The 21,878-nt window shown below is 65.4% G+C and carries 21 protein-coding genes; 7 read left to right on the forward strand and 14 right to left on the reverse strand.

Features of this window, described 5'->3' with window-relative positions; translation table 11 throughout:
• Window positions 1-26: 26 nt before the first annotated feature.
• Complete coding sequence (locus tag QUE25_RS06160; protein ID WP_286268265.1) at window positions 27-1,313, reverse strand: citrate synthase; 1,287 nt, start codon at window positions 1,311-1,313, stop codon at window positions 27-29.
• Between the two features lie 171 nt (window positions 1,314-1,484).
• On the opposite strand from QUE25_RS06160, the gene QUE25_RS06165 reads away from it, so the two are divergent.
• Window positions 1,485-2,174, forward strand: a complete 690-nt coding sequence (locus QUE25_RS06165; protein ID WP_286268266.1) for an EcsC family protein — start codon at window positions 1,485-1,487, stop codon at window positions 2,172-2,174.
• Between the two features lie 4 nt (window positions 2,175-2,178).
• Here the strand turns inward: QUE25_RS06165 and alr are convergent, their stop codons facing one another.
• The 5 genes from alr to argF all read right to left on the reverse strand — a co-directional run bounded on the left by alr (window position 2,179) and on the right by argF (window position 8,016).
• Entirely contained in the window at window positions 2,179-3,327 is a 1,149-nt protein-coding gene (gene alr, locus QUE25_RS06170; RefSeq protein WP_425332762.1) for an alanine racemase, read from the reverse strand.
• Between the two features lie 114 nt (window positions 3,328-3,441).
• Window positions 3,442-4,683, reverse strand: a complete 1,242-nt coding sequence (locus QUE25_RS06175) for a dihydrolipoamide acetyltransferase family protein (protein WP_425332743.1) — start codon at window positions 4,681-4,683, stop codon at window positions 3,442-3,444.
• 13 nt (window positions 4,684-4,696) lie between these two features.
• Window positions 4,697-5,701, reverse strand: a complete 1,005-nt coding sequence (locus tag QUE25_RS06180) for an alpha-ketoacid dehydrogenase subunit beta (RefSeq protein WP_286268508.1) — start codon at window positions 5,699-5,701, stop codon at window positions 4,697-4,699.
• Between the two features lie 5 nt (window positions 5,702-5,706).
• The gene (locus QUE25_RS06185) at window positions 5,707-6,846 is read right to left on the reverse strand and encodes a thiamine pyrophosphate-dependent dehydrogenase E1 component subunit alpha (protein WP_425332763.1); all 1,140 of its coding nucleotides are present in this window, start codon (window positions 6,844-6,846) and stop codon (window positions 5,707-5,709) included.
• Window positions 6,847-7,017: 171 nt separating this feature from the next.
• A complete protein-coding gene (gene argF, locus QUE25_RS06190) occupies window positions 7,018-8,016 on the reverse strand; it encodes an ornithine carbamoyltransferase (protein WP_286268269.1) in 999 nt (332 codons plus the stop codon).
• 87 nt (window positions 8,017-8,103) lie between these two features.
• Between argF and QUE25_RS06195 the strand changes: the two genes are divergently transcribed.
• The 3 genes from QUE25_RS06195 to QUE25_RS06205 are packed head-to-tail and all read left to right on the forward strand — an operon-like array spanning window position 8,104 to window position 11,015.
• On the forward strand, window positions 8,104-8,844 hold the full coding sequence (locus QUE25_RS06195) for a Type 1 glutamine amidotransferase-like domain-containing protein (protein ID WP_286268270.1): 741 nt from the start codon (window positions 8,104-8,106) through the stop codon (window positions 8,842-8,844).
• 51 nt (window positions 8,845-8,895) lie between these two features.
• Entirely contained in the window at window positions 8,896-9,585 is a 690-nt protein-coding gene (locus tag QUE25_RS06200; protein ID WP_286268509.1) for a response regulator transcription factor, read from the forward strand.
• A 50-nt stretch (window positions 9,586-9,635) separates the two neighbouring features.
• Window positions 9,636-11,015: a sensor histidine kinase gene (locus tag QUE25_RS06205; RefSeq protein WP_425332764.1), complete on the forward strand. Its 1,380-nt coding sequence runs from the start codon at window positions 9,636-9,638 to the stop codon at window positions 11,013-11,015.
• 171 nt (window positions 11,016-11,186) lie between these two features.
• Here the strand turns inward: QUE25_RS06205 and QUE25_RS06210 are convergent, their stop codons facing one another.
• Window positions 11,187-12,191, reverse strand: coding sequence for an L-lactate dehydrogenase (locus tag QUE25_RS06210; RefSeq protein ID WP_286268272.1), 1,005 nt, complete (start codon window positions 12,189-12,191; stop codon window positions 11,187-11,189).
• Window positions 12,192-12,414: 223 nt separating this feature from the next.
• Between QUE25_RS06210 and QUE25_RS06215 the strand changes: the two genes are divergently transcribed.
• Complete coding sequence (locus tag QUE25_RS06215; RefSeq protein WP_286268273.1) at window positions 12,415-12,783, forward strand: nuclear transport factor 2 family protein; 369 nt, start codon at window positions 12,415-12,417, stop codon at window positions 12,781-12,783.
• A gap of 5 nt (window positions 12,784-12,788) precedes the next feature.
• Here the strand turns inward: QUE25_RS06215 and QUE25_RS06220 are convergent, their stop codons facing one another.
• The 7 genes from QUE25_RS06220 to QUE25_RS06250 form a co-directional block, all read right to left on the reverse strand.
• Window positions 12,789-14,078, reverse strand: a complete 1,290-nt coding sequence (locus QUE25_RS06220; protein WP_286268274.1) for an NAD(P)/FAD-dependent oxidoreductase — start codon at window positions 14,076-14,078, stop codon at window positions 12,789-12,791.
• A gap of 149 nt (window positions 14,079-14,227) precedes the next feature.
• A complete protein-coding gene (locus QUE25_RS06225; RefSeq protein WP_286268275.1) occupies window positions 14,228-15,421 on the reverse strand; it encodes a MarP family serine protease in 1,194 nt (397 codons plus the stop codon).
• A gap of 98 nt (window positions 15,422-15,519) precedes the next feature.
• Window positions 15,520-16,050 (reverse strand): CarD family transcriptional regulator, encoded by a 531-nt coding sequence (locus QUE25_RS06230; protein WP_286268276.1) that lies wholly within the window; start codon window positions 16,048-16,050, stop codon window positions 15,520-15,522.
• A gap of 198 nt (window positions 16,051-16,248) precedes the next feature.
• A complete protein-coding gene (locus QUE25_RS06235; RefSeq protein ID WP_286268277.1) occupies window positions 16,249-16,701 on the reverse strand; it encodes a RidA family protein in 453 nt (150 codons plus the stop codon).
• A gap of 1 nt (window position 16,702) precedes the next feature.
• Window positions 16,703-17,596, reverse strand: coding sequence for a TIGR01777 family oxidoreductase (locus QUE25_RS06240; protein WP_286268278.1), 894 nt, complete (start codon window positions 17,594-17,596; stop codon window positions 16,703-16,705).
• A gap of 27 nt (window positions 17,597-17,623) precedes the next feature.
• Window positions 17,624-19,321, reverse strand: a complete 1,698-nt coding sequence (locus QUE25_RS06245) for a glutamine--tRNA ligase/YqeY domain fusion protein (protein WP_286268279.1) — start codon at window positions 19,319-19,321, stop codon at window positions 17,624-17,626.
• 24 nt (window positions 19,322-19,345) lie between these two features.
• Window positions 19,346-19,735 (reverse strand): phage holin family protein, encoded by a 390-nt coding sequence (locus QUE25_RS06250; RefSeq protein WP_286268280.1) that lies wholly within the window; start codon window positions 19,733-19,735, stop codon window positions 19,346-19,348.
• A 76-nt stretch (window positions 19,736-19,811) separates the two neighbouring features.
• On the opposite strand from QUE25_RS06250, the gene QUE25_RS06255 reads away from it, so the two are divergent.
• Together QUE25_RS06255 and QUE25_RS06260 are read left to right on the forward strand one after the other, a co-directional pair.
• Window positions 19,812-21,077: a DUF4352 domain-containing protein gene (locus QUE25_RS06255; protein WP_286268281.1), complete on the forward strand. Its 1,266-nt coding sequence runs from the start codon at window positions 19,812-19,814 to the stop codon at window positions 21,075-21,077.
• Window positions 21,078-21,143: 66 nt separating this feature from the next.
• The gene (locus QUE25_RS06260; protein WP_286268282.1) at window positions 21,144-21,878 is read left to right on the forward strand and encodes a hypothetical protein; all 735 of its coding nucleotides are present in this window, start codon (window positions 21,144-21,146) and stop codon (window positions 21,876-21,878) included.

Consider the following 21,878-nt stretch of genomic DNA (forward strand, 5'->3'; position numbering starts at 1 on the left):
ACAGTCTGGCACCGGTGTCTGTCGTTTCAGCGAAGATGCCGGGGCACCCACTCCGACTTCGGGTTGCCGACGTAGAGCTGCCTCGGCCGGTAGATCTTCTGGCCCGGATTGTCGTGGACTTCTTTCCAGTTGGCGATCCAGCCGGGGGTTCGTCCCATCGTGAACATCACGGTGTACATGTTGAGCGGAATGCCGATCGCCCGCAGGATGACGCCCGAATAGAAGTCGACGTTCGGGTACAGATGGCGTTCGATGAAGTAATCGTCGTTCAGCGCGATGTCGGCGAGTTCCTGGGCCATACCCAGCAACGGATCGTCGATCTTCATCGAATTGAGCAGTCGCTCGGCAGCCTTCCGCAAGATCTTCGAGCGCGGATCAAAATTGCGATAGATGCGGTGCCCGAATCCCATCAACCGCCGATTATTACTCTTGTCCTTGACCTGATTCACGAGTTCTTGCGGCGTGAGGCCTTCGCGGCGCATCCGCTGCAACATCGTCACGACCTCGGTGTTCGCACCGCCGTGCTTGGGCCCCCACAGCGCGACCACACCTGCCGAGCAGGACGCGTACAGGTTCGCCTCGCCGGAGGCGACCATCCGGACGGTCGACGTCGAACAGTTCTGCTCGTGATCGGCATGCAGGACCAAGAACATGTTCAGCGCATGACTGATCTCGGGAGATGCCTCATATTCCTTGTAGGGCAGCGAGAACATCATGTGCAAGAAGTTGTCGACATAGCGCAGATCGGGGCGGGGATAGATGATCGGCTCGCCGATGCTCGACTTGTAGGAGGCGGCCGCGATGGTGCGGATCTTGCTGATCAGCTTGGCCGCGTAGATCTCCAAGGTGGCGTCGTCTCCGCGCTCAATCTTCGGACGCTCGTGGGTGGACAGCGAGTTGATCATCGCCGACATGATGGCCATCGGATGCGAGTTCGTCGGGAAGGCCTCGAAATGCTTCATCATCGATTCGTGCAGCGCGGACGATTCGGTGAGCAATTCGGTGAAATGCTCGCGTTCATCGTGGGTGGGCAGGTGCCCGAAGATCAGCAGATACGCGGTTTCGACGAAACTGGAATGCTCCGCGAGCGTCTCGATCGGAATGCCGCGGTACCGCAGGATTCCGTCATTGCCATCGATGAAGGTGATCTTCGAGGCACACGAACCAGTATTGCCGAAGCCGTCGTCCAGAGTGATCAAACTGCTCTCTGCGCGCAGTTTGCTGATGTCAATAGCACGCTCGCCCTCGGTACCCTCGAGGATCGGCAGCTCATAGACATGTCCATCGACTTCAAGTCGCGCGTATTCAGTCATCCGGGCTCCTTCCGTTGAACTAATGGTGGTCTCTTGAGGCCTGGTCATGGTGCCGGTATCAGATTGCGATGCATCCTAGACGACCCGCTCAGGGCGAAATCGGGGGTAGGTGGCTTCGGGTCGCCGGGGCACGGGGCTAGCGTTGACACAACTACGTGATGGGGAGCCTACATGCCTGATACTGACGGAATCGGCAGATCGATCATTGCCGCCGCACCCGTTGACGCCCCGGATGCCGCCGCGCGAGTGCTGCGGATGCTGGTGAGCTTCGCGATCGATGGGGCCGACTGGTTCCCCGGAGCCAGATCCGCCGCCGCGAAACACCTGGAACACCAGGGTTCGGTTGAAGCGGCCATCTCGACGCTGACCACCAGTCATGTGACGTTGTCCGGTGCGCAGGGTTTCGTCACCAATCTCGGCGGGCTTACCACCATGATCGTCGGCGCGCCGGCGAACTTCGCGGGCGTTGCGCTGGTGCAGACCCGGCTGGTCGCGGGCATCGCGCACCTGCGTGGCTACGACTTGGACGACTCACGCGTGCGGCATGCGGTCGTGACCACCCTGCTCGGCAAGCGCATCGTGGACGACCTGGTCGCCGGCGGCGAACTGCCCGGCACTCCGCTGGTGCTGGCCACCGCGCCCGGAGCCGACCGCCGGCTGGAACAACTGATCTCGCAGCGCGTGATGACCGCGCTGCTCACCACCATCGGCGGCAAGCAGACCGTCGGCCTGGTGGCCAAGCGCATTCCGGTGATCGGCGGTGGCGTCGGGGCCGCGACCGACTCCTGGAACACCATGGCGATCGCCCGCTACGCCCGCGACCAGTTCGTCAGCAGGCGCAACGCCGCATACGGCGGCTAGGCACTCACTCGCTGTAGTACCGGACCACTCGCTTGTTGATCAGGCAGGTGACCTCATAACTGATCGTCCCCATCAGGGCGGCCAGTTCGTCCGCATCGATCGATTCGCTGCCCTGCTGGCCGATGATGACCACCTCGTCGCCGACCTCCGCCGGCGCGGGCTGCCCGGCAACTACCGGACCCAGATCGAGCATCGTCTGATCCATGCAGACGCGCCCGACGATGGGATAGGAAACCCCGCCGACGAGCATCCGTCCGCGGTTCGAGTTCAGCCGGGAGAAGCCGTCCCCATAGCCCACCGGCACCGTCGCCACCCAGGAGTCGACCGGGGCCGTCCAGGTGCGCCCGTAGCCGACGGTCTCACCGGCCGACACCGGTTTGCAGTAGCTGATCTGTGACTTCCAGCTGAGCGCGGGGCGCAGTTCGACCGGACGCGGGGTCTGCGCATCCGGGTAGTAGCCGTACGCCATGATGCCGGGACGCACCATGCCGAAATCGGTGGGATGGCCCAGCACGGCCGCCGAATTGGATGCGTGCACCAGTTCCACCGGTTCCAGACCCGCCGCTGCCCGGTCCTGCTGGATCTGCGTGGCGACGCCTTCGAGGGTGACGATCTGGCCGGCGGTGAACTCGTCCCCGGCCGGCTGATCGCTGATCGGGAAATGGGTGAACAGGCCCTGCAGCTTCAGGGCCGGGTCGGCTCCGATCGTGCGTGCCAGCCCGGCTGCATCGGCCGGAGAGCAACCGATACGCCGCATGCCGGTGTCGACGGCCATGTGCACCGCAAAGCCCTTGCCGCCGGCTCGGCCGACCGCGGCGGACACGGCTGCGATGCTCGCGGCGTCGATCACGGTAGGTGTGATCTCGAACGCGATGGCAGCGTCCAGTTCGTCATCGGTCAGGCACGGCGACAGCTTCAAGATGGGCTGGGTGATGCCGGCCTCGCGCAGCTCGATGCCCTCGGGGGTGGTGGCCACCCCGAACCAGTCGGCCAGGCCCAGCTTGGCCAGATGCCGTGAGACGGCAACCGCCCCGTGCCCGTAGCCGTCTGCTTTGACGGCCACCAGAACCTTGGCGCGCGGCGAGAGCTTGCGGGCCTGCTCAACGTTGTGAGCTATCGCATCGAGATCGACGTTGACATGTGTGACGTACAGCACCCTTGCATGCTAGCCCCGCGCAACCGCGCCGGATTCGTCACTGCACGCGCCGGCCGGCAAGACCGAAGAATCCTCACGTGCGGTATGGGCCGCCGAAGGATCTTCGAACAATCAGAAAAGCAGGGCCAGTTCGGGTTCGCTGAGCACGGTCGAGACATCGTCGAGGAACAGTGAGCCCTGCTCGCCGTCGATCAGCTGATGGTCGAAGCTGACGGCCAGCGTGGTCACCCAGCGCGGCACGATCTGCTCATCGTCACCGCTGCCGATCACCCAGGGACGTCGCTTGATGGCGCCCATCGCCAAGATCGCCGACTCGTCCCCGTTGATGATCGGGGTGCCCGTGTCGATACCGAAGACACCCACATTGGTGATGCTGAACGTGCCGCCCGAATAGTCGGCCGGCATCAGCCGGCCCTCACGGGCGGTGACGACCAGCTCGTTGATGGCCCGGCACAGCTCGACCAGGTTCATCTTGTCGGCGCCCTTGATCACCGGGACGAGCAGCCCGCGCGGGGTCGCCGCAGCGATACCGAGGTTCACCTCGTCGTGGTAGACGATCTGACCGGCCTCGCCGTCCCAGGTTGCGTTCAGCTCGGGATGCCGGGCCAGCGCCAGGCAGACCGCCTTGGCGTGCAGCAGCAGCGGCGAGACATGCAGGTCCTTGAACTCGCGACGGGTCTTGAGCCTGGCGACCAGATCCTTCGTCGCGGTGATGTCGATGGTGTTGAACTCAGTGACATGCACATGCTTGGCCACCGACGCCGCCACATTGAGCGCGGTCGCCTTCCGGACGCCATGGATCCGCTCGGTATGTCCGAGCACGTCATCCGCGGCCGCGTGAGCGATCCCCGCGGCGGCCTCGACGTCCTCCTTGCTGACCGTGCCATTGGGCCCGGTCGGATGCACGCTGGCGAGTTTCACCCCGAGATCTCGCGCCAGCCGGCGAACCAGAGGCTTGGCGAGCACTTTGCCGACTGCGGTGGTGATCGGTCCGGGTGCTTCAGCCACGGGAGCGGCGGCCGGCGGTGCGGCGGGAGGACGCCGCCTGTTCGTCGGTTCGGGAAGCGGTCCCGATCCGACCAGATTCTGAGCTTCGGGCTCGGGCTCGGTTTCGGGCTCGCCGTCGTCGATCTCGATGATCGGAGCGCCGACGTCCACCGAGTCGCCGACCGCAACGAGCAATCGGCGCACCGTACCGGAGACGGGACTGGGCAGCTCCACCAGCGACTTGGCGGTCTCGATCTCGACGAGGACGTCGTTGACCCGCACCTCATCGCCCTCGGAGACCAGCCATTGAGTGATCTCCGCCTCGGTCAGGCCTTCGCCGGGATCGGGCAGCTTGAACTGGAACATCTGATCGTCCTTATCAGTAACCCATGGATTGATCGACGGCAGCCAGCACGCGATCGAGATTCGGCAGCCAGTCGGCCTCCAGCTTGCTGGGCGGATACGGCGTGTCGTAGCCGGTCACGCGCAGTACCGGGGATTCCATGACATAGAAGAGTTGCTCCTGCAGCCGGGCCGCGAGTTCCGCGCCGGGCCCGTAGTTACGCTGCGCCTCATGGACGACGATCGCTCGCGAGGTGTGCTCGACGCTGCGTGCAATGGTCTCGAAGTCGAGCGGCTGCAGGCTGCGCACATCGACCACCTCGACGCTGCGCCCTTCCTTCTCGGCGGCGGCCGCCGCATCCAGGCAGGTGCGCACCATCGGACCCCAGCAGATCAACGTGACATCTGTGCCGGCCCGCGCCACCGACGCCTCGTGCAGACCCAGTGCGGGGGCATCCAGCTGCACGACACCCTTCTCGTGGTAGCGGCGCTTCGGCTCGAGGAAGATAACCGGATCGGGCGAGGCGATGGCCTGCTGGATCATCCAGTAGCCGTCGTTGGGGTTCGATGGGGTGACCACCGTCAGTCCGGGGGTGTGCGCGAAGTACGCCTCGACCGATTCGGAGTGGTTCTCGATGCTGCCGATGCCGCCGCCGTAGGGGAACCGGACGACGACCGGCAGCTGCACGCGTCCGTGTGAGCGGAAGCGCATCTTCGCCAGCTGCTGGGTGATCTGGTCGAAGCCGGGAAAGACGAATCCGTCGAACTGCAACTCGACGACCGGACGATAGCCGCGCTGCGCCATGCCGATCGCGGTGCCGATCAGGCCGGCCTCGGCCAGCGGCGAATCCAGCACCCGGTCGGGCCCGAACTGTGCCTGCAGCTTCTCTGTGACTCGGAAGACTCCACCGAGCGATCCGATGTCCTCGCCGTAGAGCAGCACCTTGTCGTCGGCACTCAGGGCAGCGCGCAGGCCCGCATTCAGCGCTTTGGCCAGCGTCAGGGTCTTGGTCGTCTGGTTCGTTTCGGCTGGGGATTGCACGACACTCACCGGGCAGCCGCCTCGCTCACGATCTGAGCGCGCTGGGCCACCAGGTCGGCGGTGGGACGGGCGTACACCCGATCGAAGATGTCTTCGAGCTTGGGGTCGTGGACCTTGTGGACCGCCTCGCGCACCTGTTCGCCGAAGGCCTCCGCCTCCTGATCCAGGCGGGCCTGCCGGCCATCGTCCCAGACGCCTTCGGCGCGGAGCCAGGTCTCGGCACGGGTCAGCGGGTCGCGGGACTGCCATTGGATGGTCTCGTCCTTGTCGCGGTACTTCGTGGGGTCGTCGCTGGTGGTGTGGGCGCCCATCCGATAGGTGTAGGCCTCAATGAAGCTCGGGCCCTGCCCTGCCCTGGCCCGCTCCAGCGCCCAGGTCGTGGCTGCGTGGACGGCGAGGACGTCATTGCCGTCGACTCGCACGCTCGGGATGCCGAATCCCCAGGCTCGCTGGTAGAGCGGGACAGGTGACTGCCGCTCGACGGGCTCGCTGATCGCCCATTGGTTGTTGACGCACAAGAAGACGGCGGGCGCCTGGTAGGCGGCGGCGAAGATGTAGGCCTCGTTGACGTCGCCTTCGCTGATGGCGCCGTCGCCGTGGATAATCAGGCTGACGCCGTCGTCGGCCTGCGGATCGGCCTGGCGGTCACGGGCCTGGCCCATCGCGTAGCCGACACCGTGCAGCGTATGGCCGCCGATCACCATGTTGAGGTGATGGAAGCGCACCTGCTCGGCATCCCAGTCGCCGGATTCCTGCCCGGTGAAGATGCCCAGCAGGCGCTCGATCGGCAGCCCCATCAGCATCGCCAGGCCGTGTTCCCGATGACTGGGAAAGACGTGGTCGAAGCGGCCGAGTGCGGCGTGGACACCGACCTGAATGGCTTCCTGGCCGAGTAGGGGTGCCCACAAGCTGAGCTGGCCCTTGCGCTGCAGTGCGGTGCTCTCGGTATCGAAACGCCTGATCAGCACCATGTCTCGAAGCATCCGGGCGGCCTGGGCCGCAGTCAGCGCCGGCACGAAATCGGGGTCTTGGACGAGGGTTCCGTCCTCACCGAGCAGCTGCACCGTGGGCACCTCGACTGGCTGCGCGGGCTGGAAGCGTCCCGGCGTGGCAGTGAGTTGACCGGTTAGCCCTCCGACAGACATCGCAGCGTTCACCATGGCCTCCTGGCGTCGTCCATTTCGTCGCAACCTACTGAACCGTAGGTTTGTCGCCAGTTACAGGTTACCCAACCGTAGGTTTCTTCGGGAATCCTCAGCCGTACTGAACTGGGCCGCGCCTTTTGTGCGGTTTCTACAACGAATGGGGAGCCAGGGTCACTCGCCCAAGGTGGCGACCATCACCGCCTTGATGGTGTGCATCCGGTTGCCGGCCTCGTCGAAGATGATGTCGGCGTTGGCCTCGAAGACCTCATCGGTGATCTCCAGGGCATCCATGCCGGTCATCTCGTAGACCTGGCGTCCCACCGAGGTGCCGAGATCGTGGAATGCCGGCAGGCAGTGCATCACCTTGACGTCACGGTTGCCGGTCAGCTTCAGCAGGGCCGCGTTGACCTGGTAGTCACGCAGCGCTGCGATGCGCGAGGCCCAGACGTCCTTGGGCTCTCCCATCGAGACCCAGACGTCGGTGCAGATGATGTCGGCCCCCTTCACGCCGGCCGCGACGTCGTCGGTGATGGTGATCTGCGCACCGGAGTCGGCAGCCAACCGCAGCGCCTCGCCGACCACGGCCTCCCCCGGCTGGAATGCCTCGGGGGCGACGATGCGCACGTCCGAGCCCATCAGCGCGCTGGAGACCAGGATCGAGTTACCCATGTTGTAGCGGGCATCGCCGACATAGGCGATCGAGACCTGGTCGAGATCGCGTCCGAGATATTCGCGGATCGTCAACTGGTCGGCCAGCATCTGGGTGGGATGCCACTCGTTGGTCAATCCGTTCCAGACCGGCACGCCCGCGTAGCGGGCCAGAGTCTCGACGCGTTCCTGCTCGAAACCGCGGTACTCGATGCCGTCGTACATCTTGCCCAGCACTCGGGCGGTGTCGGCCACCGACTCCTTATGACCCAGCTGCGAACCGGACGGATCGAGATAGGTGCAGTGCGCACCCTGGTCATGCGCGGCCACCTCGAACGCACAGCGCGTCCGGGTCGAGGTCTTCTCGAAGATCAGCACGATATTGCGTCCGACGAGCCGCTGAGGTTCGCGCCGCTCACGTTTGGCCTGCTTGAGCTCGGCAGACAGGTCGAGCAGATAGGCCCACTCGTCGCGGGTGAAGTCGAGTTCGGCGAGGAAATGACGCGCATGCAAGTCCGGCATGCCGGAAAGCCTAATGCCTGGCCAATCGAAGCAGCGCTGACTGCCGCCATCGGCACCGTCGGCGGGACCCACGGTTAGGCTGGATGCATGACGCTGTATCTGGTGGGTGGAGGTCCTTCGCAAGCGCTCGCGCCGGTACTCGACGCTTTCGTCGAGGAGGTTCGTGCCCGCGGCAAGAGGGTCGCCATTGCGCTGCTCGGTTCGGCCGAGGAGTCCGCAGCGGTCCTCGACGCCTATGCCGATCCCATTACCTCGCGTTTTCCCGGCGCGCTGATCGAGCCGATCTGGCTGACCGACGAGGACGAGGGCCCGATCGAATGGCCGGCCGACCCGGAGAATCTGGCCGGCCTGGTGGTGGGCGGCGGCTGGACGCCCGGCTATCTTGAGGCGCTGACCGGTTGGCGCGAGATGATCTCGACCCTGCTGCGCCGCGGCGTCCCCTATTTGGGCTGGTCGGCAGGCGCCATGGTGGTCGGCCGGCACGCCATCGTGGGTGGCTGGCAACACCGCGGACGGCAGGTCGTGCCCGAGATCGTCGGCGAGGGGTCGACCGAACTCGATATCCGTGATGGCCTGGCGCTGATCGGACCGAGCATCGAGACCCACGCCGACACCCAGTACCTGCTCGGCCGCGCGCTCGCCGCCTTGCAGACCGGACCGATGCGTTCGATCGCCGCGATCGACGAGGAGACCGCTTTGGTGGTCGACGTCACGTCCGGACGCAGCAAGGTTCTGGGACGCGGCCGGGTCACCTGGGTGAGCGCTGATGGCGACCGATTCGTCGTCCGCTTCGAGCCGCGCGATTCCCAGCCCGCGGACGAGTCCTGAGACCCTCGAACCCGCCACAGCGGAAGTAATTGAATGTGGCAGTCTATGAGTATGCATATCCTTGTGGTTGATGACGATCAGGCTGTTCGCGACTCCCTGGCTCGTTCGCTGCAATACGGCAGCGGCTACGAGGTCAGCACCGCCGAGGACGGCCTGGAGGCTCTCGCCAAGCTCTCGTCCACCCGCCCCGATGCTGTCGTGATGGACGTCATGATGCCCCGGCTCGACGGCCTGGAAACCACCCGAATGCTGCGCCAATCCGGCAACGATGTGCCGATCCTCATCCTGACGGCCCGCGACGCCGTCGGGGACCGGGTCGACGGCCTGGATGCCGGGGCCGACGACTACATGGTCAAGCCCTTCTCCCTCGAAGAGCTCACCGCCAGAATCCGGGCGCTGACCCGGCGCTCGCGTCCCGAATCGGATGCCACCCCCGAGACTCTGGTTTTCGATGATCTGCGGATGGACACCTCCTCACGCGAGGTGACCCGGCGAGGACGACGGATCAGCCTGACCCGTACCGAGTTCGCCCTGCTGCAGACCTTCATGGAGCATCCGCGCCATGTGCTGGAGCGCAGTTGGTTGCTCAATGAGGTCTGGGGCTTCGACTTCCCGACGACGGCGAACTCGCTCGAGGTCTACATCGGATACCTCCGCCGGAAGACCGAGCAGGAAGGTGAGCCCCGCCTGATTCACACCGTGCGCGGGGTCGGCTATGTCCTGCGCGAAACTGCCCCGTGATCCGCCGGCTCCACGATCTGCTGCGGCACCAGGAGCGCAACTCGCTGCAGATGCGGCTGGCCTATCTCACCGCCATCGGCGTTGCCCTGTCCGCCTTCTGCATCGGCATGGCCACCTACTTCACTGCGCGCAGCTCGATGTACAGCCAGCTCGACCAGGAACTCCTCGAGGTAGCCAGCTACGCGTCCGGGCCGATCAGCACCGATGTCGAGGGCCTCGGCGGAGTGAACGCGTCCGCCTTGCAGGCCACGAACATCACCATTCTGCTGGTGCGCGCCGACGGGGCAGTGACGCGCGTGCAGGGCATGAGCGACAACATCGACCCGGGCTATGAGGAAATCGCGATCGCCCGAACCCAGCTGGGCAGTTCGACGCGTTCGGTCGTCGGCACCGACGAGATGCCCTATCGCGTGGTGGCAGTGCCGTTGAGTACCGAATCCGGACGCTACGCGATCGTGCTGGCACGTCCGCTCGAGCCCACCTTGGCCACCTTGCGCGACGTCGGGACGCTGGTCGCGATCGCCGGGGCGTCGCTGGTCGTGCTCAGCGCGGTGATGGGCTATATCACCGGACGCCGGTTGATGGCCCCGCTGCGCGAGTTGTCCGGAGCCGTCACCCGGGTCTCCGAGACCGATGAACTGGCCCCACTCAGCCTGGTCGGCAGGACCGGCATCTACACCGCAGATGAGATCGGCGATCTGTCCCGCAGCTTCGACACCATGATGCACTCGCTGGCGAGTTCTCGTGACCGGCAGCGCAGACTCATCGCCGACGCCGGGCACGAGTTGCGCACACCGCTGACCTCGATGCGCACCAACATCGAATTGCTGGTTGCGGACGAGAAGTCCGGCATGCTGCCGGCCGGCGCGCGCGCCGAAATCCTGACTGATGTCGCGGCTCAGCTCGGTGAGTTCACCTCGCTGGTCGGTGACCTGGTGCAGCTGAGCCGCGACGACATGGTGACGCCGAGCCCCGAGCCGCTCGACTTCGCAGATGTGGTGGCCTCAGCGGTGGAACGAGCCAAACGCCGCGGACCGAACCTGAACTTCGACGTCACCTTGGAGCCCCATTTCATCGTCGGCGAGCCCGACACCTTGGAACGCGCGGTGACCAACCTGCTCGACAATGCCGTGAAATTCTCCCCCGAAAACGGCACCGTGCACATCCGGATGGCTGGTGACGAGCTCACGATCTGGGACGAAGGCCCCGGCATCGCTCCCGAAGACCTGCCGAAGATCTTCGACCGTTTCTTCCGCTCCAACAAAGCACGCAACACGCCGGGCACCGGACTGGGCCTGTCGATCGTCGCGCACACCATCAACGCGCACGGCGGTACGGTCACCGCCGACAATCAGGAAGGGGCCGGCGCCAAGTTCATCGTTGTGCTGCCTGCTGCTCCCCCGGAGAAACTGGCCGAGTACGAGGATTAGGGCCGCCCGCTGGGGCCAACGGTCCGGCTTGCACAGCCCTGGGGACAACCCGCGAGAGTTTTCCACAGATGGATCCACACGCTGGGGAAAACTACATCGATGTAACTACTGCTGTGTGGTCAGTCCCGGCCGCGCACCCCGCCTGAATACGTCGTGGATCCGGGCCGCAGCTCAGTAACCCAGCGAGCGCGCGATGTCTCGCAGATGGATCGCTCCGGTCGTCAGGGCGTCGCGCTCGGCCATCGAGATGTAGGGCAGCAGCCGGCGTCCGGCACCCTCACGTCCGACGATGGTAGGCACCGACATGCAGACGTCGCTGATGCCCTCCCAGCCGTCCAGCAGGGTGGAGATCGTCAGCACCCGCTGCTCGTCATTGAGCACTGCGGCGATGATCCGCGATACCGCCAGGCCCACCGCATAGTTGGTGACGCCCTTGCCCTCGATGATCTTGTAGGCCGACTCCATGACCTCGTGGCCGATGCGCGCACACAGGTCCGCGTCGAACGGGACGCCACTCTTCGTGGTTCCCCACCTGCTCAGCGGCATATTCCCGATAACGGCCGAGGCCCACAGCGGCACTTCGGAATCGCCGTGCTCGCCGGCGACATAGGCGTGAATGTTCTGTACGGCGGTGCCGGTCTCCAGCGAGACCAGATAGCGCAGCCGGGAGGTGTCGAGCACCGTGCCGGAACCGAACATCTGGGTCGGCGACAGTCCCGAGATCTTCAAGGACGTATAGGTGACCACGTCGACCGGATTCGCCACCAGGATGTAGACGGCGTGCGGGGCGACCGCGAGCAGACCGGGCAGGATCTTCTCCATGATCGAGACGGTCGTTCCGGCCAGATCCAGGCGCGACTGTCCGGGCTTCTGCTTGGCGCCGGCGGTGATGACCACCACATCGGCATCCCGGCAGATCTCGACATCGTCCGAGCCGGCAACCGATGCCGCCGGGGTGAACTGGATGCCGTGCGCGATGTCGAGCGCCTCGGCCTCCACACGCTGCTTGTTGATGTCCTGCAGGACGACCTCGCGCGCGACCCCGCGGATCACGCAGGCGTAGGCGAGGGTCGAGCCGACGGCGCCCGCCCCGATAATCGCGACCTTGGTTGGACGGCTGTCGCGACGAGCCGGGTAGAGGGATTCGGGCACGTTGGTGGGAGTGGCTTCACTCATCAAGGTTTCTCCTGTCAGAGATGTCATGTCGGATGGCGAACTCCTGCCATTATCGCGTGCCTGCCCGCCGGTTGTCCCGGGTTCTATACGAGGATTTGCTCCAGTTCCCCGGATTCGAACCAGCGGGTCCGTATCCAACTCGTCGGGCCGCATACTTGACTACTGTGAGCTGTGTGCGGACGATGACCTGCCGCTGCCGCCAGCCGGAGCAAGGAGGCTGCTGATGCAAACCGACCGCGAAGCGATCGAAGAGAACTACCGGAGCCAGTTGCACGCCCTGGTGGACAAGAACTTCACCACCCTCGACGGCCTACTGACCGCGGGTTTCACCCGCACCCACATCAACGGGCACACCCAGACCAAGCAGGAGTGGATCAACCAGCTCAAGCATGACCAGCTCGTCTACCACAGCTTCGAATTCCACGACACCAAGATCAAGATCGACGGCACCACCGCCACCCTGGTCGGCAAGGTCACCTCGGATGCCACGCTCTACGGCGAGCACCGGGTTTGGCAACTGCACATCCGCCAAACCTTCTTGAAGTCCGGCGGACGTTGGCAGGCGAGCCGCTCGATCGTCACCCAGTGGTGAGCCGATCAGGAGACGTCCTCGTCCTCTTCGGGAGCCTTCAGCTTCGACGGAGCATCGACATAGTCCCCGATGATGCCGACGGCTGACTTCGGCCACGACAGGTAGCGGACGCCCATGTTGAGCATCGCCGAGATGCGGTTGCGTCCACCCAGCAGCGTCGCGATGTGCACCAGCACCCACATCAGCCAGGCCGGGAAGCCGGTGAACTTGGTGCCGTTGGGCAGTTGCACGACCGCAGCATTACGTCCGATCGTCGCCATCGTGCCCTTGTCGTGGTACACGAAAGTCTCCTGCGCCCCACCGTCCTGCGCCGCAAGGATGTTGTGGGCGACGAGCTTGCCCTGCTGAATGGCTGGCTGCGCCAACTGCGGCTGCGGCTCGGACTCGCACAGGCAGGCATCTCCGGCCGCATAGACGTCCTCGAAGCCCACGACCTGCTGGTCGGGCTCGACAAGGATGCGTCCGCCACGGCCCTGCGGCAGACCCCAGTCCTTCACCACCGAATGCGCACCGACGCCGCTGGCCCAGATGACGATGTCACAGGCGAGTTGTGAACCATCCGCGAAGTCGACGTGATCGGGGAAGACCTCCTTGACCGCGGTGTTCAGGCGCACGTCCACACCCAGGCGCGCCAGGGCCCGCTTGGTGTAGCGCTGCAGCCGCCGGTCGAACGGGCCCAGCAGCCGGTCGGTCATCTCCACGAGCACGACATGGAAGTTGTCGACGCCGATCTCGGGGTAGAGCACCGGCAAGCCCTGGGTCTTCATCTCGGCCAGCGCCCCGGCGGTCTCGACCCCGGTGGGTCCGCCACCGACGACGATCGCACAGAAGCGCTTGTCCGGGTTGCGCTCGGCGGCCATCAACTCAAGGCCGGAGAAGATGATGTCGCGCACCTCGAGTGCCTGCCGGCGGGTGTAGATCCGGCGGGTGTACTCCTCCGCCCCGGGGATACCGAAGAAATTGGCGCCCACGCCCGGGGAGACGATCAGTTTGTCGTAGCCAATCGGCTGGCCGCGGCTCACGATGACCTGCTTCTTCTCGAAATCGATGCCGGTCACGGTCGCCCGGCGGAAGCTCGCGAGGTGGCTGCGATCGTTGGACGCCCAGCGGCGCAGCGAATATGTGACATCACCGGGGTTCAGTGCGCCGGTGGCCACCTGGTAGAGCAACGGCTGGAATGTCGTGTACGCATGCCGGTCGATGATCATCACCTCGCGGCCTGCCTTGGTCAGCTCGTGCGCGGCCGTCAGCCCCGCGAATCCTCCACCGATGATCACCACGCGCGATTCGCCCATGGGTCATATTGTCTCTGGCCGGGGTCTGCCTGCTCAAGACTTTCCCGACAATGAGATTGCGTTATTCGCTCGGCCGGTCATCGCGTTTCGGCGCGAGGCGCTCCAAGAATGTCGTTCTGACAAGGTAATTCAGGAGTCAACTCGGGGGCTCAGCCGACCATACAGCTGCCCGGGGTGACCAGTTCGCTGTAAGCCGAAGCCGCATCGAGATAGGCCGACGTCGCGGCATCGGTGAGCACATAGCCGGTCTGGGCGTCCACGGTAGACATCGCGAAAACGGTGCCCGCCACGCGTCCGTCCGCAGTGAGCAACGGGCCTCCCGAATTGCCCGGACGCACTACTCCGCGGATGGCGTAGACCTCGCGCGCGACGCCCGGTCCTCCGTACAGGTCAGTGTTGTTCTCGATGATCGTGCCGCGAATGCGGGAGGCACTGAGATGGTAGGGCCCGCCGTACGGGAATCCGGCGACCACGGCGTCGGCACCGGATGACTGGTTGTCGGTGGCCCGGGTCAACGGGGGCGCGCCGAGATCGGCAACATCCAAGATGGCCAGGTCGAGGTCTTCGTCGAACGCGACCACCCGGGCGTCCAGTTGCGGGCCGGTGCCGCCGACCGAGACGGTCACCGCGGAGGCGCCGGCTACCACGTGGGCGTTGGTGACGACGCGCTGGGCCGCGACCACCCAGCCGCTGCCGGCCGAGTCGCTGCGGCAATTCGGGGCGTCCGAATAGACCTGGACGATGCTGGACGCCGCGGCCGCAACGCCGGGACTGTCGAGCGCATCGCTGTCGGGTTCGGGAATCGGCAGGGTCGGTTCGTCACCACCGAAGACCTTCGGCAGTTCGGTGATGAGCAGGTCGGCCGCCTGTCCGGGAAGCCGATCGAACTGCTCCGGAACTGCCTCGTTCAGCACCTGATACGACAGCGAGTTCTCGATTCCGGTACCCAGCGCAGCAGGCGCGAAAGGACGCACTGCCGCCATCACGAACCAGCAGAGAAAGGCGGCCGCAACGGCCGAGGTCAGCCCGCCGAGCACGGCATCGAATCCGTGCGGCTTCTTGCCACGCCGGATTCGGTTCACGATCAGTTGCGCCAGCAGATCTCCGACGATGCTCAATGCCACGACGACACAGACCAGCGTGAGGGTCCGGGCCAGGCGGCTGGCGTCCAGGAGCGGGAAGAATTCGACGAGCCGGGGACCCGCCCAGATGCCGGCCAGCGCGCCGCCGACGATACCGGCCAGGCCCAGCGCTCCGGCCAGCAGCCCGGTGCGGAAACCGGCCACGGCCCGGCCGATGATCGCGATCAGCACCAGCAGATCGATGATGGTCGCCAGTTGCACGTCGCCCCCTCACTCCGGATTCAAGATTGCCCGCTCAAACTGTGCGAGCCAACCCGGGGGAGGGGGACGATGCGTTCAGAGAACTTGAAAGTGAACGATCAGACGGCTTCGGCGCGCTCGTCGAGCGCATCGAGAGCAGCCCGTGACTCCTCGAGAATCATCGATTGCATGACCTCGCGGGCATTGTCCTCGGAGACGCCGATTGCCAGCGCGATCTCGGCCAGCAGCGGCGCCGACGCTTCCTTGAGCAGATCCTTCTCGCCGAGCGAGAGCGAACCACGCTCACGACGGCGTACCAGATCTCGCACGACAGCGGCCAGCTGCAGCGGATCGCCGGTGGCGATCGACGCGCGATTGGCCTTGTAGCGACGCGACCACTGGGGCTCTTCACCGACAGTCGGGCCGCTGAGCACCTCAGCCAGCCGGTCGAGCTCGCGGACGCCCGCGACGTCACGGATGCCGATCTCGTCGGCCTTGCTGACGGGAATGCTGACCATCAGCTTGCTGCTGACGACCTCGAGTTCGGCGTAATCGACCCGTTCACCACGGACCGTGCGGGTCATGACCTTGGCCACCATGGCTGGACCGTGGTGGGGATGAATCACGGTCTGACCAACATGAAACTTCATTGAATTACCCTCGCAACGTTTTCTCGCCGCCAAAACCCGCAAGCCGCAACTCGCACCACCGCGAGCTGTGAACTCGTGGTGAGAGCGGGGCCGTCCTTTGGTCCCGCAGGCCGGTAGTGATAGTTTACCAGATTAGGAGACGTATACCCTGCGGTTGGCGAATATCCCCTAGTCAGCCCGGGATTAGCGACTGCAGAGCTACAACATCGCGGAATCGTCGGCTGTGCCGCGTCCCAACCAGGCAGCGTCGGAGGGGTCGATCACCGCGGCGACAGCCGAGATCTCGACCAGAGCACCCCGGCGAGCCAGCTGCTCGACGATCGACACACTGATCAGGGGCAGCGAGTTCAGATCCAGATAGCCGGAGGCAGCTCGCTGGCACAGCGCCAGATCGACCCCCTCGACCACCTTGATCTCCAGACTCACCAGATCGGCTACGCCGGCACCGACAGCCTCCAGGCAGGCCATCACGTTCTTCATGGCCTGGGCGGTCTGGGCCGCCTCGTCGCCGAGCCCGATCCAGGCGCCGGCAGCGGTCACCGCGTTCTGGCCGCCGATGTAGAGCATCGAAGCGCCCGGCGGCACCAAGGTGGCCTGCGAGTAATACGGCGACTGCTCGAGGGACGCCGGATTGATGCGCTGCACGGCCATCTCAGTCCTCCTCCGCCACCAGCCAGGTGACCAACTCGTCGAGGGTGCCCTGCTTGAACGTGAAACCGCCCTCCAGCAGCACCTTCGGAATCTCATTCTGGCTCGCAACGATGTCGGTGGCCAAGTCACCCATGGCCAGCCGAAGCGCTGCGGTGGGCACGCGCAGCCGGGCCGGGCGTCCCAAGCCGTCGGCAATGGCCCTGATCAACTCTCCGTTCGTGGTGGTGGCAGGCGATGCCAGGTTGACCGGTCCGGAGATCTCGCTGTCGATCAGCCAGGCGATCGCACGCACCTCGTCACGCAGACTGATCCATGGCCAGATCTGCTCGCCGGTGCCCAGCGGTCCGCCCAGCCCGGCACGCAGCATCGGCATCACCGGGCCGAGCGCGCCACCGCGATTGGACATCACCAAGCCGGTACGCACCAGCACGACTCTGCTTCCGGCATCTCGGGCCGAATCCGTGGCGGCTTCCCATTTCTGGACGAGGTCGGCGAGGAAACCCGTGCCGGGCGGGCTGTCCTCGGTGAGCGGCTCGCGACCACGATCGCCGTAGAACCCGACAGCGGACGCGTTGATGAGGGTGACCTGCGGCCCGAGCTCGACGGCACAGCGGGCAAGCAACCGGGTGGCGTTGAGCCGACTGGACACCAGCTCCTCGCGATAGCGATCGGTCCACCGGCGGGCCAGCGGTGCGCCGGAGAGATTGACGAAGGCGTCCACCCCCGAACAGGCGGGCAGATTGATCTCGCCCCGAGCCGGGTCCCAGCCCACCTCGTCGAGTTCAACAGCAGCCTGGCGCACCAACCGCAGCACGTCGTGACCCTCGTCCCGCAACAGCGTCACCAGCGCGCTACCGATGAGCCCTGATGACCCGCTCACTGCAATCGTCGCCATACCCCGATCGTAGGCGCCCGCAAGCGGTCAGCGCCGACGTTTCTGGATGGCCGCCCACTCATCGCGCAGACCCACCGTGCGGTGGAAGTGCATCGGACGATCCGGATCGGCGGCGAAATAGCCCAGCCGCTCGAACTGGACGACCTCGCCCGGCGCGGTCTCGGTCAGCGCGGCCTCGACCTGGCATCCGTTCAGCAGCACGCGTGAGGCCGGGTTCAGGTCGTCCAATGGCTCGCCGGTGGCCTCACCGGGATTAGCCGTGGTGAACAGCCGGTCATAGAGGGCCACGGACGCCTCGACGGCATGCGGCCGTGAAACCCAGTGGATCGTCGACTTGACCTTGCGCCCATCGGGTGAGTTGCCGCCCTGGCTGGCCGGATCATAGGTAGCCAGCACCTCGACCACGTTGCCCTGGTCGTCGGTCACCACGTCGGTGGCGGTGACGAAATAAGCGCCACGCAGGCGCACCTCACGTCCGATCGAGAGCCGGTAGAACTTCGGCGGTGGCACTTCGGCGAAATCCTCGGCCTCGATGTACAACTCACCGGTGAAGGCGACCTTGCGGGTGCCGTCGTCGGCGTTCTCCGGATTGTTCATGACATCGAAGTAGTCGACTTGGCCGGCCGGCCAATTGGTGATGGTCAGCTTGATCGGGTGCAGCACCGCCATGCGGCGCTGGGCGATCTTGTTGAGATCGCGGCGCACATAGCTTTCCAGTTCCTCGATGGCATGCCGGGCGTTGGTCTTCGACACTCCCATGTCGCGGCAGAAGGCGACGATCGCCGAGGCCGGGTAGCCGCGCTTGCGCAGGCCGGCCAGGGTCGGCATCCGCGGATCGTCCCAGCCGTCCAGGATGCCTTCGGTGACCAGTTTCGCCAGCCGGCGCTTCGACGTCACCGTGTGGGTCAGCTCCAGGCGGGCGAACTCGATCTGCTTGGGCTTCTCGTAAGGCAGCGGCAGCTGCTCCAGGCACCAGTCGTAGAGCGGACGATGACTGACGAACTCCAGCGTGCACAGCGAGTGGGTCACACCCTCGATCGCGTCCGACTGGCCGTGCGCCCAGTCGTAGGTCGGGTAGATCACCCAGGCGTCGTGGGTGCGGTGATGGTGACCGCGGCGGATGCGATAGAGCACCGGATCACGCAGCTGCATATTCTCGTCGTTCATGTCGATCTTGGCGCGCAGCACCCGTGAGCCGTCGGCATATTCGCCGGCCCGCATGCGGCGGAACTGGTCGAGGTTCTCCTCGATCGGACGGTCACGGAAGGGTGAGTCGATGCCGGGTTTGCCGTAGCCGCCGCGCTGCGCGGAGATCGTCTCGCCGTCCTGTTCGTCGACATAGGCCAGCCCCTTGCCGATCAGGTACTCGGCCCATTCGTAGAGCTGCTCGAAGTAGTCGGAGGCGTAGAAGACGTTCGCGGGCTCGAAGCCCAGCCAGCGCAGGTCGGCGATGATCGCGTCGACGAACTCGGTCTCCTCGGTATCGGGATTGGTGTCGTCGAATCGCAGATTGCAGATTCCGTCGTAGTTCTGCGCCGAATCGAAATCGACCGTGATGGCCTTGGCATGCCCGATGTGCAGCTGGCCGTTCGGCTCGGGTGGGAAGCGGGTCTGCACTCGTCCGGAATAGGTGCCCTGTTCGTTGTCAGCGCGAATGATGTCGCTGATGAAATCGTTGGCTCCCGAGGACGAGGACACGGGGGTTGTGGACACAGACTCACTCATACTGAGGAATCCTATCGGCTGGAGCTACCGGCCGTTCTGCTTGCCGGCGCCGGTGATGCCGTTGATGAGACCGCTGATGACGCTGACGATGATCGATCCGATCAGTGCGGTTCCCCAACCGTCCACCGCGAAACCGACGCCCAGCTGGGCGCACAGCCACGAGCTCAGCATCAACATGGCGGCATTCACCACCAGCAGGAACAGCCCGAAGGTAAGGATGATGAAGCAGCCGCTCAATACCTGGGCGATGGGTTTGACGATCGTGTTCACCAGTCCGATGACGACTGCGATCAGGAGAAACGTGACTGCCGCCGAGCCCGTGTCGTCCTGGGTCTGCACCGAGATTCCCGGTAGCAGCAGCGCCGCGACCCACACGGCGATGGCGGTCGCGATGACGCGCAAGATGACATTCATTCCTCCAGTGTGATCGAGTCGATGAGGGTTGCCGAACTGGTCTGCGTTACATTCAGGGGCAAAGTAGGGAGGGCCGATGGACGAGCAGACCGGGCAGGGACCACACGAGCACGCCGGTCCGGACTTTGCGCCACCGGCCGGATATCGGCCGATGCAGGGCTGGCAGCCTGGCCAGGACACACCCGGCGACGCCTCGCCGTCCCCCCAGTACCCGGGCGCGGCACAACGGTATCCGGCAACTGCCACGCCCTATCGTCCCGACACCGCTGCCCGACCCCAGGCCGGCATCCCCGAAGGCGGGAAACGCGCGAAACTCGGCGGCTGGCCGGTGGTCGGTGCGATCGCGCTCGGCCTGGTGTTGGCGACCGTCTGGTTCGTGGCCGGCCGTGACCCTGCCCCTGTCCAGATTCCGGCGCCGGCGACCAGCACACAGACCGCCCGGACGAACGACCCGACGACCACCGCAACACCTGCGATTCCGCACCAGCAGAGTACCCGCAATCCGCCGTGGCAGGTCACCCGGAACGGTACTGATCCGCGTGCCGGGATGGCGCCCACCGTGCAGATGGGTGAGACCGCCGAGTTCCTCGACCCCGACGGCATCGGCCTGATCACCGTGCTGGACGCGCAGTGGGTGGACCCGATCGCCGGACGCCAGATACCCGCGGGCTACTCGTACCTGGCGGTGCAGGTGCAGTTCGAATCGGTGGCGGGCACCGTGCGCTACAGCCCGGTGGGTGCATACCTCGCCGATGCCGACGGCGGACGCTACACCTTCGGCTACAACTCCCGGATCGAGGACGAGTACCCCCAGTTCGAGATCGGCTATCTGGCCGAAAACGAGACGATGACCGGCTGGGTGATCTTCGAAGCGCCGAGGGCCGACATGACGTTCATCTTCGAGAGCTTCGAGGAGCAGGCCACTCGGGTGTCCATCCCCGGCGATGGACCGGTCGATCCGGTCACGCCACCGATCGAGTTGAACCGGTCGTTCGATGTGGACAGCTACTCGGGCAAGGGCCAGATCACCGTGGTGGGGGCTGCCTGGTTCACCGGAGACACCGGGGCGCAGATGCTCGGCGTCAAGGGGCGGATCAGCACCGCGGAGGGCACCATCCATGTCTGCCCGATGGATTTCACCGTGATTGACGCCAAGGGCACCGAGTACGAGTACGACTTTGTCGGCCCCGAGGTCACCTATCGTCCCGAATTGGGCTGCGCCGAGGTCGTCGAGGGCGATCAGGTATCGGGCTGGATCTACTTCGTGGTGCCTGCCGACGAGATGACGCTGCAGGTCGGTGATGGCTTCGACGACTGGGGATCTGTGACTATTCCTGCTTGATAGCGCCGTTCAAGCTTGCCTGCGGTTCGCTCAACTACCATGAATCTCAGGCAAGGGAGGACCCCAGTGAGCGAAGAACCTGCGACCCCCTCAACTGATGAGGTGGCCGGCTACGACACGGTCGATCAAGCGGCCGTGCCTGAGGCCGAATCCGAGCCCGTGGTCGTGCTCGAGGACTACGGGCCCCCACCTTCCCTGACCATCACGCTGGTCCTCCTGGTCGCACTGCTGGTCTCGGCACTGGTGCTGCTGGTGGCCGGGCTGTCACTGGCGGCCAAGCTGGACGCGGCGTCTGCAGTCACCGTAACGGCGATTGCCCTGGGCGGGAGCCTGCTGATCTGGCATCTGCGGGCTCTGATCTTCGGCAGTGGGCGCCGGACCGCGATGATCAGCAGGTGGCCGTGGGTCGATCTGGTGGTGATCGCCGCTTTCGGTACGGCTACCGGATTCGCGCTGTTCGACATGCTCACCGGGGTGCGCAGCGCGGCACGCGTCGCGATGCTGTGCGCCGGCTTCGTGGGACTGGTGGCGACCCTGGTGGCGTTCGTGCGAGACACCGACCTGCACGATCGCGGGCTGTTCGCCGTCCAGCCTCCTGCCGCGGCGCAGCCGGCCGGCGAACCGGAGCCCGAACCCGAACCCGAGGTCTTCTTCGATCCGACCGAGGGTGCCGATCAACTGCGTCCGCGGGGTGCTTGGCCGCAGCCGCGCCGGGGCACCGCGGCCGATGCGTCCTTGTGGGACGAGCCCGAGTTCGAGGTCCAGGAGCCGCCCCGCCGGGCCCGCCGTGCCGCCGAATAG

This window comes from Brooklawnia propionicigenes (assembly GCF_030297015.1).
In the GTDB taxonomy this organism is placed as follows: Bacteria; Actinomycetota; Actinomycetes; order Propionibacteriales; family Propionibacteriaceae; genus Brooklawnia; species Brooklawnia propionicigenes.

Bases quoted from the DNA above. Each gene is read 5' to 3' on its own strand.
- QUE25_RS06175 (WP_425332743.1), bottom strand. From the start codon at position 4,683: ATGTTCCAGTTCAAGCTGCCCGATCCCGGCGAAGGCCTGACCGAGGCG.
- QUE25_RS06205 (WP_425332764.1), top strand. From the start codon at position 9,636: ATGCGGCTGGCCTATCTCACCGCCATCGGCGTTGCCCTGTCCGCCTTC.
- QUE25_RS06210 (WP_286268272.1), bottom strand. From the start codon at position 12,191: ATGAGTGAAGCCACTCCCACCAACGTGCCCGAATCCCTCTACCCGGCT.
- QUE25_RS06165 (WP_286268266.1), top strand. From the start codon at position 1,485: ATGCCTGATACTGACGGAATCGGCAGATCGATCATTGCCGCCGCACCC.
- QUE25_RS06235 (WP_286268277.1), bottom strand. From the start codon at position 16,701: ATGGCCGTGCAGCGCATCAATCCGGCGTCCCTCGAGCAGTCGCCGTAT.
- QUE25_RS06240 (WP_286268278.1), bottom strand. From the start codon at position 17,596: ATGGCGACGATTGCAGTGAGCGGGTCATCAGGGCTCATCGGTAGCGCG.
- QUE25_RS06200 (WP_286268509.1), top strand. From the start codon at position 8,896: ATGCATATCCTTGTGGTTGATGACGATCAGGCTGTTCGCGACTCCCTG.
- QUE25_RS06160 (WP_286268265.1), bottom strand. From the start codon at position 1,313: ATGACTGAATACGCGCGACTTGAAGTCGATGGACATGTCTATGAGCTG.
- QUE25_RS06245 (WP_286268279.1), bottom strand. From the start codon at position 19,321: ATGAGTGAGTCTGTGTCCACAACCCCCGTGTCCTCGTCCTCGGGAGCC.
- argF (WP_286268269.1), bottom strand. From the start codon at position 8,016: ATGCCGGACTTGCATGCGCGTCATTTCCTCGCCGAACTCGACTTCACC.
- QUE25_RS06250 (WP_286268280.1), bottom strand. From the start codon at position 19,735: ATGAATGTCATCTTGCGCGTCATCGCGACCGCCATCGCCGTGTGGGTC.
- QUE25_RS06195 (WP_286268270.1), top strand. From the start codon at position 8,104: ATGACGCTGTATCTGGTGGGTGGAGGTCCTTCGCAAGCGCTCGCGCCG.
- QUE25_RS06185 (WP_425332763.1), bottom strand. From the start codon at position 6,846: ATGTCTGTCGGAGGGCTAACCGGTCAACTCACTGCCACGCCGGGACGC.
- QUE25_RS06230 (WP_286268276.1), bottom strand. From the start codon at position 16,050: ATGAAGTTTCATGTTGGTCAGACCGTGATTCATCCCCACCACGGTCCA.
- QUE25_RS06255 (WP_286268281.1), top strand. From the start codon at position 19,812: ATGGACGAGCAGACCGGGCAGGGACCACACGAGCACGCCGGTCCGGAC.
- QUE25_RS06220 (WP_286268274.1), bottom strand. From the start codon at position 14,078: ATGGGCGAATCGCGCGTGGTGATCATCGGTGGAGGATTCGCGGGGCTG.
- QUE25_RS06215 (WP_286268273.1), top strand. From the start codon at position 12,415: ATGCAAACCGACCGCGAAGCGATCGAAGAGAACTACCGGAGCCAGTTG.